The organism is Acinetobacter sp. 1130196 (assembly GCF_000588095.1).
GTDB classification, from domain to species: Bacteria; Pseudomonadota; Gammaproteobacteria; order Pseudomonadales; family Moraxellaceae; genus Acinetobacter; species Acinetobacter nosocomialis.
In genome coordinates this window covers 33,514-51,996 of sequence record NZ_JFWX01000004.1, presented here as the reverse complement: position 1 = coordinate 51,996, position 18,483 = coordinate 33,514, and the positions used below count along the sequence as shown (strand labels likewise).

16 protein-coding genes and 1 pseudogene are annotated in these 18,483 nt (G+C 37.5%); 11 read left to right on the top strand and 6 right to left on the bottom strand.

Features of this window, described 5'->3' with window-relative positions; genetic code table 11:
- Positions 1-65: 65 nt before the first annotated feature.
- A pseudogene (locus J671_RS26305) lies at positions 66-146 on the top strand (PilZ domain-containing protein); the annotation flags it as partial.
- Positions 147-175: 29 nt separating this feature from the next.
- On the opposite strand, the gene J671_RS08200 reads toward J671_RS26305, so the two are convergent.
- Together J671_RS08200 and J671_RS08195 are read right to left on the bottom strand one after the other, a co-directional pair.
- A complete protein-coding gene (locus J671_RS08200) occupies positions 176-1,084 on the bottom strand; it encodes a DMT family transporter (RefSeq protein WP_004707455.1) in 909 nt (302 codons plus the stop codon).
- 10 nt (positions 1,085-1,094) lie between these two features.
- Entirely contained in the window at positions 1,095-1,580 is a 486-nt protein-coding gene (locus J671_RS08195) for a YaiI/YqxD family protein (RefSeq protein ID WP_079377047.1), read from the bottom strand.
- A gap of 256 nt (positions 1,581-1,836) precedes the next feature.
- Between J671_RS08195 and J671_RS08190 the strand changes: the two genes are divergently transcribed.
- The gene (locus J671_RS08190) at positions 1,837-2,778 is read left to right on the top strand and encodes a hypothetical protein (RefSeq protein WP_031981958.1); all 942 of its coding nucleotides are present in this window, start codon (positions 1,837-1,839) and stop codon (positions 2,776-2,778) included.
- A 33-nt stretch (positions 2,779-2,811) separates the two neighbouring features.
- The gene (locus tag J671_RS25935; RefSeq protein WP_165395675.1) at positions 2,812-2,958 is read left to right on the top strand and encodes a hypothetical protein; all 147 of its coding nucleotides are present in this window, start codon (positions 2,812-2,814) and stop codon (positions 2,956-2,958) included.
- A gap of 58 nt (positions 2,959-3,016) precedes the next feature.
- Here the strand turns inward: J671_RS25935 and serC are convergent, their stop codons facing one another.
- The gene (gene serC, locus J671_RS08185) at positions 3,017-4,096 is read right to left on the bottom strand and encodes a 3-phosphoserine/phosphohydroxythreonine transaminase (RefSeq protein ID WP_022575256.1); all 1,080 of its coding nucleotides are present in this window, start codon (positions 4,094-4,096) and stop codon (positions 3,017-3,019) included.
- A 376-nt stretch (positions 4,097-4,472) separates the two neighbouring features.
- Here serC and J671_RS08180 point away from each other — a divergent pair, with 376 nt between their 5' ends.
- From J671_RS08180 to J671_RS08150, 8 genes are all read left to right on the top strand, one after another.
- Positions 4,473-5,960 carry a TolC family protein gene (locus J671_RS08180; protein WP_001142040.1) on the top strand — a complete coding sequence of 496 codons (1,488 nt, stop codon included), beginning with the start codon at positions 4,473-4,475 and terminating at the stop codon, positions 5,958-5,960.
- 12 nt (positions 5,961-5,972) lie between these two features.
- Complete coding sequence (locus J671_RS08175; RefSeq protein ID WP_031981955.1) at positions 5,973-7,091, top strand: HlyD family secretion protein; 1,119 nt, start codon at positions 5,973-5,975, stop codon at positions 7,089-7,091.
- Between the two features lie 3 nt (positions 7,092-7,094).
- Positions 7,095-8,225 carry an ABC transporter permease gene (locus J671_RS08170; RefSeq protein WP_212752944.1) on the top strand — a complete coding sequence of 377 codons (1,131 nt, stop codon included), beginning with the start codon at positions 7,095-7,097 and terminating at the stop codon, positions 8,223-8,225.
- Positions 8,222-9,313 (top strand): ABC transporter permease, encoded by a 1,092-nt coding sequence (locus tag J671_RS08165; protein ID WP_031981953.1) that lies wholly within the window; start codon positions 8,222-8,224, stop codon positions 9,311-9,313. The genes J671_RS08170 and J671_RS08165 overlap by 4 nt, the downstream gene beginning before the upstream one ends.
- Positions 9,314-9,569: 256 nt before the next feature.
- Entirely contained in the window at positions 9,570-10,364 is a 795-nt protein-coding gene (locus tag J671_RS08160; RefSeq protein WP_031981951.1) for a ChbG/HpnK family deacetylase, read from the top strand.
- On the top strand, positions 10,361-11,341 hold the full coding sequence (locus J671_RS08155) for a glycosyltransferase family 2 protein (RefSeq protein WP_002048490.1): 981 nt from the start codon (positions 10,361-10,363) through the stop codon (positions 11,339-11,341). Before J671_RS08160 ends, J671_RS08155 begins: the two co-directional genes overlap by 4 nt.
- A 1-nt stretch (position 11,342) precedes the next feature.
- Positions 11,343-11,723, top strand: a complete 381-nt coding sequence (locus J671_RS0104255; protein ID WP_004707438.1) for a GtrA family protein — start codon at positions 11,343-11,345, stop codon at positions 11,721-11,723.
- Positions 11,724-11,732: 9 nt separating this feature from the next.
- Positions 11,733-13,379 (top strand): ArnT family glycosyltransferase, encoded by a 1,647-nt coding sequence (locus J671_RS08150; protein WP_031981950.1) that lies wholly within the window; start codon positions 11,733-11,735, stop codon positions 13,377-13,379.
- A gap of 54 nt (positions 13,380-13,433) precedes the next feature.
- On the opposite strand, the gene gyrA is transcribed toward J671_RS08150, so the two are convergent.
- The 3 genes from gyrA to J671_RS08135 all read right to left on the bottom strand — a co-directional run bounded on the left by gyrA (position 13,434) and on the right by J671_RS08135 (position 18,436).
- A complete protein-coding gene (gyrA, locus tag J671_RS08145) occupies positions 13,434-16,148 on the bottom strand; it encodes a DNA gyrase subunit A (RefSeq protein WP_031981949.1) in 2,715 nt (904 codons plus the stop codon).
- A 395-nt stretch (positions 16,149-16,543) separates the two neighbouring features.
- A complete protein-coding gene (locus tag J671_RS08140) occupies positions 16,544-17,503 on the bottom strand; it encodes an MBL fold metallo-hydrolase (RefSeq protein WP_031981947.1) in 960 nt (319 codons plus the stop codon).
- A 90-nt stretch (positions 17,504-17,593) separates the two neighbouring features.
- Entirely contained in the window at positions 17,594-18,436 is an 843-nt protein-coding gene (locus J671_RS08135; protein WP_081404845.1) for a helix-turn-helix domain-containing protein, read from the bottom strand.
- Positions 18,437-18,483: the final 47 nt, after the last annotated feature.

Here is an 18,483-nt window from a genome sequence, read left to right as displayed (position 1 = left end):
AGATGCTGTATTAAGGTTTAAAAATCAGTAAGTTCTGACCTACCCTTAACAATCCTAATATTATATTGCTGCGCTATTTTCTACTACTTAAGATATGAGATCAATTTGATCATGCATTTAGCTACGAATTAGAACAATTTAATGAATAAGCTCAACAAATTACCCTCATCTTCTCCTATTTAGATTTAATATGTTGGGCAAAATTACGGTTTGCTTGAATATCTTTATAGAAATACAGGAATAGACCAAACAAGATAATAAATGCCCCCACAAAAACCATCATTGAAAGATGTTCATGGTTTAAAACAGCACCAATCATCATAGCTAACATAGGCGTAATAACGGTTGTAAGCGATAAAGTAGTTGCTTTGATATTTTGTACAAGTTTGAAATAACAGAACATAGCAACGAGTGAAGCCATAAGAACTGTATAAATTAGAGCAAATAAGGATTTAGCTTGCGGCAAATGGGTCGGAGCATATTGCCAAATAAATGGAATAAGACAGCTCGCCAAAAGCGATGAGACCAAGATTGAACCTGTTGCCTGAGCCATAGGTTGAATTTGGGCATTCACTTTTTTTACCCAAAAAATAGAAAATGAATACACAAAAACACTGATCAACATTAAAACAATGCCAAATGGATGCACGTGCTGACCAGATCCATTCAAACAAATGATTGCTAGACCACAAACGGCAATCGCCATACCAAGCCACTGCAATTTATAAAGATGCTGACCAAAAGCAAAACGGCCAATTAATCCAGCCATGATAGGCGCCAGACCAAACATGAGTGCGATCATGCCTGAACTTAAATATTGAGTTGCAGCATAAGTAAAAATTTGAGAGCCAATTAAACTAAAAGACCCTGCAAAATAACTATGGAGAGCTTGCTTATGAGTGGGAAAAGAAGTTTTTAGAATAAGTAAAACAATAACCGAAAGAGGTAAAGCAATATAAAAACGTAGTAGTAAGGCCCACATGACATGTAAGTCAGACACGCTCCATACAATGGCTAAAGGTGTCGTTGCCCAAATAAATACAAGCAAGACATAAGTTGAAGCCAAGTTGGTCTGGGATGGCATAAGAAGCTCACTAAGCAGTTTTACGTTTTTGCTTTAAAATTGTTTGGTCGAGTGCACTGGAAAATTCACGCTTATCACGTTCTGAAATTGGAGGAGGACCACCTGTCTGGACTCCAGCACCACGCAGCGTGTCCATAAAGTCACGTAAGTGCAATCGTGCCTTAACATTTGCAGTGGTATAAATCTCACCACGTGGATGAATCGCGATACCACCTTTTTCAATGACTTGAGCAGCAAGCGGAATATCTTGTGTAATTACAATGTCATTTTCAGACATACGATCAACGATTTCCTGATCGGCCTGATCAGCCCCACTTAAAACCTGTATTGATTTAATGCGTACCGATGGGGTAATACCGACATTTTGATTGGCTACAAAAATCACTTCTAACTGATAACGATCTGAAGCTCGCAAAATGACTTCACGCAGAATTTTAGGTAATGCATCTGCGTCTACCCATAACTTAAATGGCAGCACGTTATTCTCTATTTCCACTAAAAATATAAGTCTAACAGATGCATTTCATTAGAGAATAGCGCTAAATATAAAACTTGTTTTCTAAAGTTAATTTTAACAATCTCTTAACAGTCGACTATATTCACTCTTAAAAGCACGTGTTTTGCCTATTGAAAGGCTTTTTAATAAGTAAATATGTGCTTTTGCAAGAGAATTTACATATGTTGACTTGAAAAATAGCAATTACCCTCGATTTAATATAACAAGTGAGATAAACCCAACATCAATCGTACTTATGAAAAATCAAAACAGTCCAGAAGTTATTACGGTAAACGACCAAAATTTTGGTAGTCATGGCGAGCATTGGAATCTACTGACCGCCCATCCAGAGACAGATGTACCAAAATGGCTTGGACTGGCGCTTGATGCTCCTGTAATGCCAATGGGTTTATGCCAAAGTGAAGATGAAATGGATCAATCTTTTTGGCTGATTCAAGGTCCTCAAGGGCAAAATGTCACCATTAACCAAATTATTGCAGTTGAAAATCAAAAGCCTAGTGCTCTAAAAACAGCATTTCCTAGTTTTGAAAGCCCGTATCAATATAATGCACAAATTGAGCGCATCATTACTTGTGATTCAGCAACTCAGGCAGTATTAAGTTTAAGATTAAATAAAAATACGACTGTTTATGCATTTGATAATTTATTTAGTGTTAATCGTTGTCAATATGACAAAACCCAAACTTACCAAGTTCAATTTAATGCATGGGCTTATGAATTAGAGTCCGTCCCTGCCGGCGAAACAATTGTTGTAGATGATCCGGCATCAATTAAGCATCACCGTGCGTTAAATGCAATTTTAACTGAAAATAATGGTATTGCACCTGAAAACCTACAAGAACTCATTAATGAATGGCAACCGAAAACTGAGGAAGATCAACAACCTGTGACGGTTGATTTTTCAAAAATGGTTGCATATTTATATGGGGAAAATCTTGGTCAAGAAGACGAAGCATGGTTCCAAGGTAATATTGTCGGTAAAACTTCAATGACATTTATGGGTGCAGAATATCCCCTTTACGATGTCACTTTAGTTTTAGAAGACAATCTTCCTGCCATATTAGTGCGCATCGCGACTCAAAATGATTTGTACAAAAACTTTAATATTGGTGAATATATTCGCGGTAATATCTGGATTCAGGCGAATATTTATGCTAAAAATAGTGAAACTAATTGAATTTCACTAATATTTTAAAAATTAGGCTATTGAATGAAGATTATACCTGAACAAACCACCAGCCTCATTCAAACTAGTAACCCACGTTTAAGGGTCGATACTGGTGCGTTTTGCTTTTTCATTTTAGGTATGTTCTTAGCTGCGATGATGATACATCAATTTGGTTTTATGCCTTTTTAATTAATAAATTATATAAAAATAAAGCCCTCTTTTTGAGGGCTTTATTTATTTGATTTACTTAACCATTACGTTTAGCAAAATCATCCATAAAGCGAATAAGTGCTTGCACGCCTTCTAATGGCACAGCGTTATAAATACTTGCACGCATACCCCCAACTGAACGGTGGCCTGCCAAGTTTAATAAATGATTTTCTTCAGCTTCTTTCAAGAATTGCTTTTCTAAAGCTTCATCTGCCAAAGTGAATGGTACATTCATAATTGAACGGTTTGGAATAGCAATTGGGTTATTATAGAAATCGCTTGAATCGATATAACCATAGAGTAACTGAGCTTTTTCAAGGTTCACTTTATGGATAGCCTCTACCCCACCCTGCTCTAATAACCATTCAAATACTAAACCTGACAAGTACCAAGCATAAGTTGAAGGAGTATTTACCATAGAACCATTTTTCGCTTGGTCACCATATTTTAAAATGCTTGGAATTTCTGGCTTAGCTTGGTCAAGTAAATCATCACGAACAATAACGATTGTTAAACCAGCAGGACCAATATTTTTTTGTGCGCCGGCATAAATTAAACCAAATTTGGTCACATCTAATGGAGCTGATAAAATACTTGATGAATAGTCGCATACAAGTGGCGCTTTAACATCAGGAATACCTGCAAACTGTAATCCGCCAATTGTTTCATTATCTGCATAATGAACATATGCTGCATCGTCAGACAAGTTCCATTCGCTTTGATCAGAGATGGCGAACTTACCATCTACTTTAATACCTGCTTCTACAGTATTAATATCTCCATAGCGTTTTGCCTCCTTTAACGCTTTTTCAGACCAAATTCCTGTATGGATATAATCTGCTTTGTTATTTTTACCAAGCAGGTTTAAAGGAATTGCTGAAAATTGTAATGACGCGCCGCCTTGTAAAAACAGTACTTTATAGTTTTCAGGAATATTCATAAGCTTACGCAAATCTGCTTCAGCTTTTTCAGCTACGGCAACATAGTCAGCACTACGGTGACTCATTTCCATGATGGATAGACCTTTACCTTGCCAATCCAACAACTCTTTTTGAGCTTTTTCTAAAACGGCAGTAGGTAATGCAGCAGGACCAGCACAGAAATTGTACGCGCGCATGATTTTTCCCTTGTAAAGTGAAACACAATAAAAAAAGGCATTTAACCACAGATTGCTTAAGCTTGCAGCAGCTTCTCTAGTAAATATTTCAATGCTAGGGCGTATTTAGGTTTATTTTTTCAATAACTATTTTATTTATTTCTTTGCTTTCACTTATTTTTTTATAAGTTTTATTAGATAAAGTTCAACTTGACTTGTTAATCGAGTTCCCCATACTGTGAGGAATATATAAAGTTTGCTGTATGATTTTCCGTCAAGCAAAATAAACTCAAAATCATTTTGTGCTTTTATACAATTGTATAATAAACAATATGATAATTGAATTTAATAACAAGAAATTTAAACTATAAGGGATGATCAAAAATTGTTATATAAAATGCCAACACATCAGTATCGACAGTCAATCCGCCCTTTTTTCTTTAAACCCAATTACCTTGCGTTGGTATTGGGAGTATTTATTGCAACGCCTATTTATGCACAAAGCTTAAGTTATGCTGAAGCAGAACAACAAGCTTTAAAAAGCTCGTATAGCACTCAAGCCAACCAAGCTTTACAACAAGCCTCTCAATTAGAAGCCGAAGCAGTAAAAGGTTTAGGCTTACCCAGAGTTGATTTAAACGTTAGAGCATACGCGTTTCATAGTGAAACAGATGTGCCACTTAGTGGTTTTAAGCAAAAACTTGAGAATGATTTAAGCCAAGGATTAAACGACAAATTGTCTCAGTGGAACAATGTCATTCCATCAGATGTTTTAGGACAAGTTCAAGAAGGTTCAAACCAAATCATCCATGATGGAATCAATCGTTTTCCTAACTACGCTAATTTGACTGTAGAAGACCAAGTGGTTCGCCCCTCTATTTCAGTTGTGATGCCAATCTATACAGGAGGCTTGACGACTAGTGCAAAGAAAATAGCTAATATTCAAGCTCAACGTTCCGAGCTTTCAAGCCAACAACAGCAAGATATACAGCGCTTCGAAGTCGTACAAAGTTACTTTAATGTGCAATTACAACAACAACTGGTCGCGAGTAGCTTATTTAACTTTAATGCAATGCAAAAGCATTACAGCAACGCGCTAAAGCTCGAACAGCAAGGTTTTATTAGTAAAGGACAACGCATGCAATTTGAAGTTGCCCGTAACAATGCCGAACGAACTTTACAAAATGCTCAAGCAAATCTGAATGCCAGCCAATTCAGTTTAAACAATCTTCTTCATCAGCAAAGTAATCCTGATTTGAGTACTCCTCTTTTTGTAAATACAGTTCGTAGCCAATCTTTAGAAGCACTGCTAAGTAGTTACGCTCAAAAATCAAGCCTTGTGCAAAAAATGCAGTTAGACACCCAATTGGCTAATGCGAATATTCAGGCTCAACAAGCAGCTAAAAAGCCAAGCCTCTTTGCTTTTGGTGAATATTCACTCGATGAAAATGAAAACTGGATTGTAGGTGTCATGGCAAAATACAATCTGTTTTCTGGCGTAGATAAAAATAAGAATATTCATGCTGCCGAGTTAAAACGTTATGCCTCAGAACTCATGACCGAACGAACTAAACAAGAGATTGAAGCTTTATTGAATAAATCTTATAACGAGCTCAATTCAGCGCAACAAAGTCATACCTTACTTCAAAGAAATATCAATGCAGCTCAAGAAAACTTACGTATTCAGGAGCTTTCTTTCCGTGAAGGTATGGGAACAGCCACACAAGTCATTGACGCGCAAAATGCGTTAAGTGCTTTAAAAACAGAAATGGCTTTAAATGCTTATAAATATGTCATGTCGCTCGCAACGCTATTGCAAAGCCATGGTTCTATGGACCAGTTTAAAGCTTATGTGACTCAACCACACACCGACTATATCCGCTAATGGGGGCATAACATGAATCAAGACTCAGCTCATTCAGAACAAAATTCTCCTGTTGCGGATACGGCAGAAACTAACCAAAATCAGCAGAACACTCAAACCGACAATGCGCAAGAAGTAAAAACGAGTAAAAGTTCTCAACCGCCTAAAAGTTCAAAAATTAAACTAATTATTGCGGTGGTCATTATTGCTCTATTAGGGCTAATCATTTTCGGTTTATGGAAAAGTTATCAACCTAAGCCTATTGAGTTACAAGGCAGAGTTGAGGCTGAAACGATTCACGTCAGTACTAAAGTTCCAAGTCGTATTGAAGAAATTTATGTGCAAGAAGGCCAAAAAGTTTCTAAAGGACAACCTCTGGTTCGTTTAGTCAGCCCAGAAATTGAAGCTAAAAAGCAGCAAGCTTTAGCTACCCTACAATCAGCTTTAGCTTTTCAGTCTACTGTAGACCGTGGTTCGCAGCAGGAAAATATTGATACTCTTTATGCCAACTGGCAAAGTATGAAAGCTCAAGCGAACCTTGCAAAAACCACTTATCAACGTGGTGAAAATTTATATAGACAAGGTGTTATTTCTCGTCAAAGACGAGATGAGATGTTAGCTGCACAAACCTCTGCTCAAGAGTTAAGTGAAGCAGCTTATCAACAATATGCTCGAGCAAAGCGCGGAAGTACCAGTCAGCAGAAATCTACAGCAGATGCACAAGTTGATATTGCCAAAGCAGCAGTCAGTGAAGCTCAAGCACTTGAGGCAGAAACCCGCCTACTCGCTCCTATTTCAGGTACAGTTTCAAAAACTTATGGCAAACCTTCTGAACTCGTTGCGATGGGTGTACCGGTTGTCAGCATTTTAGAAGATGATGATTTGTGGGTGAGTTTAAATGTCGGTGAAAATCAGTACGCTTCTGTTTATAAAAACAAAACGCTAGAGGGATTCATTCCTGCGCTGAACCAAACCGTAATGTTTAAAGTGAAAAATATTGATGCCGAAGGTGAATTTGCCACCATTAAAACCACACGTCAAACCGGCGGTTATGATATCCGTAGCTTTAAATTGCATTTGGTACCTGAGCGTCCTGTCAAAGATTTAAAAGTTGGCATGAGTGTTCTATTTAAAATTAAAGAAGAAAAATAAAGCATGTTTGCCAGTATATTACGTGAACTAAACTATCTAAGAAGCAATAAATGGGATTTGTGTATGGTGACACTTATCCCTGCTTTTATCATTTTTTTGTTTAGCAGCATGTTTTATGCAGGTAAGGCTGAACATTTACCTATCGCGATTATTGATCAGGATCAAAGTGAGCTGAGCCGCAATATTGAAAAGTATCTTTCGTTAAATCATACGGTAGATGTTAAAACAATTACTACAAGCTCGACCGAAGCTGAAAAACTACTCAATGAAACCAAAATTTGGGGCTATGTTTTTATTCCTGACGGCGCTGAAAAACGTTTTGTAAAAGCTCAAGATGCACAAATCAGTATTGCTTTTAATCAGTCATTTTTTAGCGTAGGAAATACGATTTCCTCAGCAATGCTAGTCAGTACACTAAATGCTTTAGCAGACTATGCAGGCCAGAGTTATCTTGCAAATAATATTCCTTATTTAGATGTCCCTACAGCACATGTCAAAATTTCAACACTCTATAACCCAAGTATGAGCTATGAATTTTATTTAGAACCTTTCATGGTTCCTGCTGTTTTGCATCTATTACTCTGTTGTTGTGTGGCTTTTGCTATTGGACAAGAGCTTAAACGCGGCACATTAACCCAGTGGGTCAACCGTGAAAATTTTATTCGCGGCTTACTGGCTAAAAATTTACTTTATAGCTTTATTTTTTGTCTCTGGACTTGGTTATGGATGTTTTGGCTCGTTGAGATTCGAGGTTGGTTTGTAGCAGGTTCTCTTAGTCTTTTATTAGCTGCCCAGTTTTTGCTTTATTTTTCTTATGCACTCATTAGTAGTACTGTCATTTTAGCCACCAAAAATTTAAGTAAAACTTTTGGCTTTATTGCAGTATACGGCGGGGCTTCTTTTAGTTTTTCAGGGGGTACCCTACCTTTAAATAATGCACCGATTTTCACTAAATTTTGGTCTTTAATTATTCCATATACACCTTATGCAAAGCTCCAAACCGAACAATGGGTGATTGGAAGTCCACTCTTTATTTCAATGACGCCTTTTTTAATACTGATTGGCTACTGCCTTATTTATTTCATTTTGAGTTCCTTGCTGCTTAAAAAACTAGTTCGGGGGGCAGCGCAATGAAAGAGTTCTTAAAGGCTTATGCCCAAACGTTTAAAGATATTGTTGGTAACAGTTCGGTTTTCACGACACTGATTTTATCAGTCATTCTTTATAGCTTTTTTTATCCAACTGCTTATAAAGCTGAACGTGCCGAATCAATTCCAATTGTCGTGGTTGATGAAGAACAGAGTCTTTTAAGCTCTCAAATTATTGGACAAGCAAGCAATAGTCCGCACGTTAAAATTGTTAATGTGACTGCTAATTTTCTCCAAGCTGAGCAAATGGTTCGCGAGCAAAAAGCAGATGGTATTTTGCTTTTACCCAACAACTTAACACAGAGCCTACGCCGCGGAGAAACTGGTGGAATTGGCTTGTACTTAAGTACAACCAACTTCTTAAAAACTAAAGAAATTGGGTTAGGTCTTGCTACATCTATTGAAGCTACATTAAAAGAATATGTTGAAAAATTTGGAGAACGTACACATTTCCAACCAGCTCTTTCTATTCATCAAGTTCCTTTATTTAACCCCCTTTCAGGTTATGGAAGCTATATTTTTCCAGCAGTTGCAACACTCATTATTCACCAAACGATTGTATTAGGTTTAGCCATGCTGATTGCAAGCTACCGCGAACAGCATGAAAAAATTACGTCTATTCGCTTTGCTGGAATTTTTGCCAGCCTGTTTACTATTGGTTGTTTAAGCAGCTTTTATCTTTTTGGTTTTACCTTGTGGTTCAACGACTACCCACATGGTGGAAACTTTATTGGTTTATTCGTCGCGGTTCCTATTTTTATTAGTTGTGTGATTGGATTAGGCATGTTAGTTGGTTCACTTTTAGATATGCCTGAACGTGCCGGACATATTATCGTATTTAGTTCAGTTCCTCTTTTCTTATTAACTGGTACCGCATGGCCCCACCATGCCATGCCTGAATGGCTAGAATGGTTTGCTTGGTGCTTACCTTCTACAAACGGTGTACAAATGTTTGTACAGCTTAACCAAATGGGTGTTCCTTTAAATGTTGTGATTCCTAAATTGATTTTTCTTGCAACAATTGGAATCATTTTTTTAATTATTGCTCATTCACGTTTAAAAAATTCCAAATAAATTTAAGGATTCATAAATGTGCATAAATTATATTTTTATTTACTATAAAATCTTATAGTTAAAGCTTATTTCTTAAATAATTGACCAAAAAAATCTAAAAAAACAAATAAATTCAAAGTATTAATTTGTATCAATTGTCATGAAACCTTAAGAAAACTTTAAGTTGAAATTAAGAAATTTTCTCCATAGTAATTAGTATAGTTTTTCAGCAGCTACGCAGAGTATTCTGTAATCCTGCCTATGACGGAATCTGGATATGGCAAAAGTGTGTTATTGCGCAGATGACTTTGCAATGAATGCAGAAATATCAGACGCAATTATTCAACTCATTGAACAAGGTGCCCTACAGGCAACCTCATGTATGACCCAATCTGAATTGTGGGAAACTGCTGCTGCCAAATTAAAACCTTTTAGCGATCAAATTGATATCGGTTTGCATTTAAATCTTACCCATCAATTCGCTTCAGGTAATACTGTTTTTTCCTTACCTATGCTTATTTTACGTGCATGGTCTTCAAGCCTGAATCGTGAATTAATTACGAAATGTATTGAAGAGCAATGGGACTTATTTGTTTCAGCCATGGGAAAACAGCCAGACTTTATTGATGGACATCAACATATTCATCAATTTCCGTTTATACGCGATATTTTGCTGCAATTGTTAAAAGAGAAAAAATTTACGGGTTGGATTCGAAATTTACAACATCCGATAGATTTACCTCACTATCGTTTTAAGACTCGTGTGCTCTCTGCACTTGGTTCTAACTCTTTGGCAAAAGCATGTCAAACATATCAATTTAATCAGAACGACCAATTTGCTGGTATTTATGATTTTAAGCAAACTGATTATGGCGAACTCAATCAATACTGGCTTGCACATGCAAAAGACCATTTACTGATAATGTGCCATCCAGCACTTGCAGAATCAAATGATCAAGATCCGATTCAGCACGCCCGAATACAAGAATATGAATATTTTAGTTCGGATCAGTTTCAAATTGATTGTCAGCAATATGGTATCCAGCTCACTAGACTAGGGGCAATGCAATGAACACAAAACCATTTTTATCCTGCGTTGTTCCAGCTTATAACGAAGCAGAAAATTTAAAAACTTTTATTCCTGCTTTAGCAAATAGTCTAAAACAGCAAAATCTTAGCTATGAAATTATTGTGGTCGATGATGGAAGTAAGGACGATACTATTCCAATTTTGCAAACAATGATTGATGACTATCCCTTAGTTGTGCTTGAACTTTCACGCAACTTTGGTAAAGAAGCAGCTTTAAGTGCTGGTTTAGATCATGTGACAGGCGAAGTTACTTTACTAATTGATGCGGATTTTCAACACCCATTTGAAGCAATTCCAACCATGATCAACCTTTGGAAAAATGGTTATGACATGGTGTATGGCATTCGTAATCGCTCCACTGAATCTTGGCTTAAACGTGTTTTAACTCAAGGTTACTATCGTATATTAAACTTAAGCTCACCGATCGATATTCCAGAAAGTGCTGGAGACTTTCGTCTATTAGACGCAAAAGTTGTTGAAGCAATTAAACAATTGCCAGAAAAAAATCGCTATATGAAAGGCCTATATGCTTGGGTTGGTTTTAAAAGTATAGGCGTTAATTTTTCTGAACAGGAACGTCAGCACGGCCGTTCTAGTTTTAACGTAAAATCTCTATTTAACTTGGCTATGTCAGGTTTAACTGGTTTTTCAGATTTACCTTTACGCATCTGTATTTATTTAGGCGCAATTCTGGCTTTAGGTGCTATGGGTTACGGCGTATGGATCATCATTAAAACGTTGATCGAAGGAATTTCTGTCCCAGGTTGGGCAACACTTGCAGCAGGTATGACTTTACTTGGCGGTATACAGTTGTTATTTCTAGGTATTGTTGGTGAATATATTAGTCGTATTTACGCTGAAGTAAAAAATAGACCAAAATATATTGTTGCATCCGAACATTCTCGTATTAAACAAGAAAAATCTATCACAAAGCCGGAAAATACTTTCTCTAGTTTCTAACATGTTTGCTCATATTCTTCAGCTCACGCGGTTTGCTACTACCGGAGCCGCAGCAGCACTTACTCACTATAGTGTCGCCATGCTTCTGTTTAAGAAGCATGTTGCACTGCAATACGCCAATTTACTCGCATTTTTAGTTGCCTATTGGGTGAGCTATTTCGGGCATCGTATTTTTACTTTCAAAGCACAGCATCTTGATCATCGTCAGACTCTACCAAAATTCACATTGGTTGCAGGCTTAGGTTTTTTATTTAATGAAAGTTTTCTTCTACTCTCGAACCTCTATTTTAATGTCCCTGTTTCAACCTTAGTGTGTATTGCAATTGTTCTGACCTCTGTCGTGACTTTCTTGCTTAACCGTTTTTTTGCATTTCAACATTAAGGATTGTGTATGCAGCAATGGCTTCGTAATTCCAAATTTTTATTATTTTTTTTACCGTTTTGGTTACTTCTTCTTTCTTGGATAAGACCTCTATCTGTACCTGATGAAGGACGCTATGGAGATATTAGCCGAGCTATGGTCGAGTCTGGAGATTGGTTAACTCCACGAATCGATGGTTTGCCTTTCATGCATAAACCCCCTCTACTACACTGGTTAAGTTCTATTTTTATGGAGCTTTTTGGCGTACATGTATGGGTATTACGGTTAGTACCTGTTTTAGCTGGTACCCTCATGTTAGTGGGACTATTCTTATTTGTAAAAAAGCATATTTCGGAAGGCGTAGCACAGCTTACGGTTATCATTTTAGCGACCAACCTGCTTTTTTTTGGCAGTAGTCAATATATTAACCATGATTTACTAGTAGCCTCATGGATTACGATTAGTGTTTTATGCTTTGCTGATTTCACCATTTCTGCACGTAAACCTATTTTATTTTTAGGTTACATCGCTGGTGCAGCTGCTTTTCTAAGTAAAGGTCTCATTGGCGTTCTCATTCCAGGTATGATCCTGTTGCCGTGGCTACTCTACACAAAACAATGGAAGAAAATACCTTCGCTTCTTAATCCATTGGCGATCTTGCTATTTTTGCTCATCATTAGTCCATGGCTCTATGCAGTACAAAGTAAATATCCTCAATTTTTACATTACTTCTTTATTGACCAACAATTTAGTCGATTTAGTTCAAAAGAATTTAATAATAAACAACCATGGTGTTTCTATCTGCTTATTTTATTTGTCAGCTGCTTACCATGGTTTTTTGCGAGTAGATTTGAGGCTATTAAGGCCATTTTTAAAGACTATAAGCAATCAGGTGTATTTGCCCTGCTTGTATGGTGGTTTATTTCTGTTACGGTTTTCTTCTCTATTCCTCCATCTAAACTAGCGGGCTATATTTTACCTGCTGTGCCACCTCTTGCTATTTTCTTAGCACTTGTGATGAATAAGATTCTTGAAAGCAGTTATAAAACCAAATTACAGATTTGGGGTACTCCTGTATTTATTATACTTCTTGGAATTGGTATTGCTGCTACACCTCGTTTTATTCGTGCAAATCAACCCTTTTTCCAACACGAAGCTGTATTTATTTATACCATTGGTGCGCTGTTAATTGTGCTCCCACTGGTTTTAGTGTGGTTATACAAAAAGCAAAAAGTGAGCTATTTAAACTATATTTTTATAAGTTTAATTGTTTTATGTAGCTCTGTTCCTTTTGCCGTTCGTATTTTAGATACCAAAAATAATGTTGGCCAAACAGATTTTGCTGAGTACATTACTCCATCTACAAAAATAGTTTTCTACAATTACTATTTTTATGATGTGCCATTCCTTTTAAAGCTTAAACAGCCTGTCTATATTGTAAATGAATGGGATAGTGTCCATTCCGATAGTGCTTCTTTAGAAATTAAAGATGGCTTGTTATTTGAGCCCCAACTTAAAAAGTATTTGTGGAGCGAACAGCAGCTCAAAGATGCTTTATCTCAAAAGCAAGATCTAATCGTGGTAAGTCAACCAAATAATTTTTCGACTAAAGACCCATCGGTAAAAACTCTACATTACCGAAACTATGATGTATTTATTTTCCATCCAGCAAAATAAATAGACGAGAAATAAAAAAGGAAGCCTAGGCTTCCTTTTTTATTTTAAAACGTTTTACTCTTCAGAAGTATCTTCATTATTAGATACAACTTCTTCGCTATCAGTTTCAGTCGTATCTACTTCGCCTTCAAGAAGTTCTTCTTCGTCTTCTACAGCTTCAATTGAAACTACACCAACGAGGGTTTCTTCTTCACTTAAACGGATGAGACGAACACCTTGAGCATTACGGCCTGTCATTGCAACTTCTGCTGCACGTGTACGAACAAGCGTACCACCATCAGAAATCAACAATAATTCTTTAGTTTCATCAATAGAAACTGCACCAACTAGCTCACCGTTACGTTCACTTGTTTTAATTGCAATAACGCCCTTACCACCACGTTTCTTGGTTGGGAAGTCATTTACAGGAGTACGTTTACCGTAACCGTTGGCACTCGCACACAGTACTTCACCTGTTTCAGGTACAACGACAAGCGATACGATACGACTTACTAGATTCGAATCTGCTGAATCATCATTATCATCTGATTCATCATTTTCTACATCTGCATCTTCTTCACTTAGGATACTGCTAGCAAAGCTCACGCGCATACCACGTACACCTTTAGCTGTACGACCCATTGCACGTACGTCAGTTTCAGCAAAACGAATTGCCTTACCTTCGTTAGAGAACAACATGATTTGCTGATTACCATCAGTAATCGCAACACCAATTAAGGTATCTTCTTCATTAAGCTCAATAGCACGTAGACCATTTGAACGAATGTTTGCAAATTGTTCTAACTCAACACGCTTAACCGTACCAGAAGCTGTAGCCATAAACACATAGTGGTTTTCTGGGAACTCTGTTAACGGCAAGATTGCAGTTACTGTTTCTGTTGCATCTAGAGGTAACAAGTTCACGATTGGGCGACCTTTTGCCCCACGTGATGCTTGAGGAACCTCAAATACTTTTAGACGGTACACTTTACCTACATTGGTAAAGCAAAGTACAGTCGCGTGATTCGATGCCACAATCAGATGTTGAATAAAGTCATCATCTTTCATTGAGGTTGCAGACTTACCACGTCCACCGCGACGCTGTGCCTGATAGTCTGAAAGTGGTTGAGTTTTTGCATAACCCGTTTGTGAAACAGTTAATACAACTTGCTCTTCCGGAATCAAATCTTCACGGCAAAAATCAACACGAGATTCAACAATTTCAGTACGACGTGCATCGCCATATTGTTGTAATACTTGTGCTAACTCTTCACGAATAACGCCCATCAACAAGTTGAAGTCGTTTAAAATTGCTGTAAGTTCAGCAATTTGACCTAAAATTTCAGTATATTCTGCGTGTAACTTGTCTTGTTCCAGACCTGTTAAACGGTGTAAACGTAATTCTAAAATTGCGCCTACTTGTGTCGGAGATAAGCGGTAAATTGAATCGCTTAGACCAAATGGACGATTTGGATCTTCACCTTCAATTTCATCTGGACGAACAGAAATAGCACCTGCTTTTTCAAGTAATGAAACAACACCACCACCTGCCCACTCACCAGCAAGTAAACGCTCACGCGCTTCAGCAGGGTTAGCAGAAGTTTTGATGGTTTCAATAATTTCATCAATATTAGCTAAGGCAACTGTCAAACCTTCCAAGATATGACCACGTTCACGCGCTTTGCGTAATTCGAACATGGTACGGCGTGTCACAACTTCTTGGCGATGACGAATAAATGCCGCAATAATATCTTTCAGATTCATCAACTTTGGTTGTCCATTGTCTAGACAAACCATGTTGATGCTGAATGAGTTTTCAAGCTGGGTATTTAAGAATAAGTTATTTACAACGACTTCTGCGTTTTCACCGCGTTTCAAGTCAATTGCAATACGCATACCTTCTTTGTCAGACTCATCACGAAGTTCTGAAATACCTTCAAGTTTTTTCTCTTTTACTAACTCAGCAATACGTTCAATCACTCTTGCTTTGTTTACTTGATATGGAATTTCAGTAAAGACGATGGTTGTACGACCTGTCTTTTCATCTTCTTCGAAATGGTATTTACCACGAATGTGCAAACGACCTTTACCGGTACGGTAGGCATCAACAATACCTGATTTACCGTAAATAATACCGCCTGTAGGGAAGTCAGGACCGGTAATATATTCCATCAACCCTTCAATCGAGATATTCGGATTGTTAGCATAAGCCAAACATGCATTCACAACTTCAGTCATGTTATGTGGTGCCATGTTGGTAGCCATACCTACAGCAATACCCGCAGCACCGTTAATTAACAAGTTTGGAACACGTGTCGGAAGTACTTCAGGAATACGTTCCGAACCGTCGTAGTTATCTTCCCAGTCAACTGTGTCTTTTTCTAAATCTGCAAGAAGCTCATGTGCCAGCTTAGTCATACGGACTTCGGTATAACGCATCGCCGCGGCGCTATCGCCATCGATCGAACCGAAGTTACCCTGACCATCAACCAATAAATAACGTAAGCTAAAGTCTTGAGCCATACGAACAATGGTTTCATAAACAGCTGAGTCACCATGCGGGTGATATTTACCGATTACGTCCCCAACGACACGAGCAGATTTCTTGTAGGCTTTGTTATAGTCATTGCCCAATTCGTGCATGGCATAAAGCACACGACGGTGAACAGGTTTAAGACCGTCTCTCACATCCGGCAATGCACGAGATACAATTACACTCATTGCGTAATCTAAATATGAATGCTTGAGTTCGTCCTCAATGGCAATCGGTCGGATTTCCGATACGCTCATGCATACTCCTTCTTACAGATAGATATTTCTATCCGTTTATATGTCTTGATCTTGCAAAAAATTTAGTTCCGGAAAGTGAACTAAAATCGAAAAAAATATAGCTGTATACTATAGCATAAATTGCTCGATAACTGGGAGTTTAGCGATCTGAAAATAGCATTTTTTTACAATAAAAATTCTATTAGAATTAATAAGTTAAAATTATAGGTTTCTACTTTTAAATGTATTCATTAAAACTCAATTATTCGACCAAAATATAAACAGCATGAAAGTGCTCTTTTTAGAACACATTTCATCTATTTAAAGAATCTAACTTTTCGTCTTAGCTCAACTTAGCGCTATTTGAGTTAAAGATTCCGAGTTTATTTTTAAAGCTAATTACACTTTTTAAAGAATCAATTTACAGAGCGATATTGAGCCGGTATCCATTGGTATCCTGTTGAGCTTTTACCAATGTGTCCAATGCCAGGAAAAGCGATATGTGCTGCCCCCACCCACCATTGGTTTTTATAGGCTTGTTCAAAGATACTCTTACGAACAGCTATAGCCTGATTCGAATGAGTATCGGGTTTGTAGCTTGCTTCAGGATAAGGAAATTGGACTGCACCGTAATGCACCACATCGCCTAGACCTAAGAACTTTTGGCCGTTTTGTCCATCTACTAAATATGAAGAATGACCTTCCGTATGACCATGAGTCACGATGAGTTGAACATTCGGTACGTTAAAAGTGGCTTTGGTAAAAGCAACTAACTGTCCTGCCTTTTGGTATGGCTGTAATGCATCACGCGTCATTTTAAATATTGGTTTAAAAAAATCGGTGGCTTTTGCTTCATTTGCAGATGATGTCCAAAAGTCGACATCTTCTTTCGCCAGATAAACTTTCGCATTTGGATAAGCCATTTTGCCATCAAGTGTAATACCGCATAAGTGATCGGGATGGGCATGTGTAATTAAAATCGTATCTATTTGTTCAGGCTGTACGCCTGCTTTCTTCAAGTTTTCACGTACATGACCTAAAGTTGGGCCAAAACATTTTGCAGTCCCTGCATCAATCAAAATATTTTGTGTAGGTGTTTGTACAAGATAGGCGGAGAAATCCGTGACAATCTGATTATGTTCATCTATAGGAACGAAGTTTTCTGCAAACAGTCGATTGGCTTTTTCAGCTGAAATACCCAGTAAATCACTACGAGGTAGTCCCAGTTCTCCATCAAATAAAGCCGTTACTTTAAGGTTTCCTACTGGTTGTAAAAAGTAACCATCAACCTGATGCACGGTTGGCTTTTGTTCTGCATGTATAACTGTACTGGTACTCAGCAGTAATAATATCGCAAGTGATTTTAATGATTTCATCATAGAGTCCTTGGTATTGTCATACTTTAACTCTATTGGTTTTTATCTGTTTAAATCGCTCAATAAGCGATAAGAAACGCTCAAATTGACTTATTCGGCAGCTAGAACAGCTGGATCTATACCATAACGCTCTACAAAGCGATCACAAAAAATAGCAACAGACTGGTATCCAGATTTTGCTGCAATGGTTTTCATGGGTAGTTTTTTCGAATACAACAACTCAAGTGCATAAGTAAGACGGGCATGCGTAATCGTTTCTCTTAAGGTCGTATCTTCATGGCTAAGCTTGCGGCGAAGTGTTGCACTACTCAAACCTAGTCGCATTTCAAACTCACTAGACTGCCAATGGTGCTGTGGATTCTCTATTACCCAATCATGAATGATTTTTGTCAATTTAGGTGGCGGTACAATTAGCACATCTGAACAATGCTGTTGGCATAACTTTACAAGCATAGCGGTAATACATAAACGTGCTTTCACCACATCATGATTAAACAAAGCTGTTTGCCACTCGGTTAAAGAGGTAGCGAAATCATCAATTGAAAACTTTAATATTGCTTCTGTTCTGTCGACTACGGGCTTCGCCCAAATCATTTGTGCAGCTTGAATGACTTCGTCACACATAGGCACAAGAATAGTGAGATACTCACCCGTTATAGGGTCAGGCAGATTAACTGCATCGATAACCGTATCGGGTTTTATAATATAGAGATCACCAGCACTAAAATTGATTTGTTTTGTTTGAAGATTTAATTGTTGTTGCCCATATAGAATAAATCCCATATGCAACTGGCTAACTTTAATATTGGAAAGCCCATACTGATTTTTAGATCGAATACATAAATAATCTCGTGCCATATCTGCCCGCGCCAATCTCACCAATGACTGGTGCAATTGATGAGCTTCGATGGAAGCGGAATAATTAATATTCATAATAATGATCTAAATAAAAAACGCCCTTGGCTATTTATAGCACAAGG

Excerpts from the sequence above, each read along its gene's own strand:
- J671_RS08140 (WP_031981947.1), bottom strand. The coding sequence starts at position 17,503 with ATGAAATCATTAAAATCACTTGCGATATTATTACTGCTGAGTACCAGT.
- J671_RS08165 (WP_031981953.1), top strand. The coding sequence starts at position 8,222 with ATGAAAGAGTTCTTAAAGGCTTATGCCCAAACGTTTAAAGATATTGTT.
- serC (WP_022575256.1), bottom strand. The coding sequence starts at position 4,096 with ATGCGCGCGTACAATTTCTGTGCTGGTCCTGCTGCATTACCTACTGCC.
- J671_RS08155 (WP_002048490.1), top strand. The coding sequence starts at position 10,361 with ATGAACACAAAACCATTTTTATCCTGCGTTGTTCCAGCTTATAACGAA.
- J671_RS08135 (WP_081404845.1), bottom strand. The coding sequence starts at position 18,436 with ATGAATATTAATTATTCCGCTTCCATCGAAGCTCATCAATTGCACCAG.
- J671_RS08175 (WP_031981955.1), top strand. The coding sequence starts at position 5,973 with ATGAATCAAGACTCAGCTCATTCAGAACAAAATTCTCCTGTTGCGGAT.
- J671_RS08190 (WP_031981958.1), top strand. The coding sequence starts at position 1,837 with ATGAAAAATCAAAACAGTCCAGAAGTTATTACGGTAAACGACCAAAAT.
- J671_RS08170 (WP_212752944.1), top strand. The coding sequence starts at position 7,095 with ATGTTTGCCAGTATATTACGTGAACTAAACTATCTAAGAAGCAATAAA.
- J671_RS0104255 (WP_004707438.1), top strand. The coding sequence starts at position 11,343 with ATGTTTGCTCATATTCTTCAGCTCACGCGGTTTGCTACTACCGGAGCC.
- J671_RS08160 (WP_031981951.1), top strand. The coding sequence starts at position 9,570 with ATGGCAAAAGTGTGTTATTGCGCAGATGACTTTGCAATGAATGCAGAA.
- J671_RS08200 (WP_004707455.1), bottom strand. The coding sequence starts at position 1,084 with ATGCCATCCCAGACCAACTTGGCTTCAACTTATGTCTTGCTTGTATTT.
- J671_RS25935 (WP_165395675.1), top strand. The coding sequence starts at position 2,812 with ATGAAGATTATACCTGAACAAACCACCAGCCTCATTCAAACTAGTAAC.
- J671_RS08180 (WP_001142040.1), top strand. The coding sequence starts at position 4,473 with ATGCCAACACATCAGTATCGACAGTCAATCCGCCCTTTTTTCTTTAAA.
- gyrA (WP_031981949.1), bottom strand. The coding sequence starts at position 16,148 with ATGAGCGTATCGGAAATCCGACCGATTGCCATTGAGGACGAACTCAAG.
- J671_RS08150 (WP_031981950.1), top strand. The coding sequence starts at position 11,733 with ATGCAGCAATGGCTTCGTAATTCCAAATTTTTATTATTTTTTTTACCG.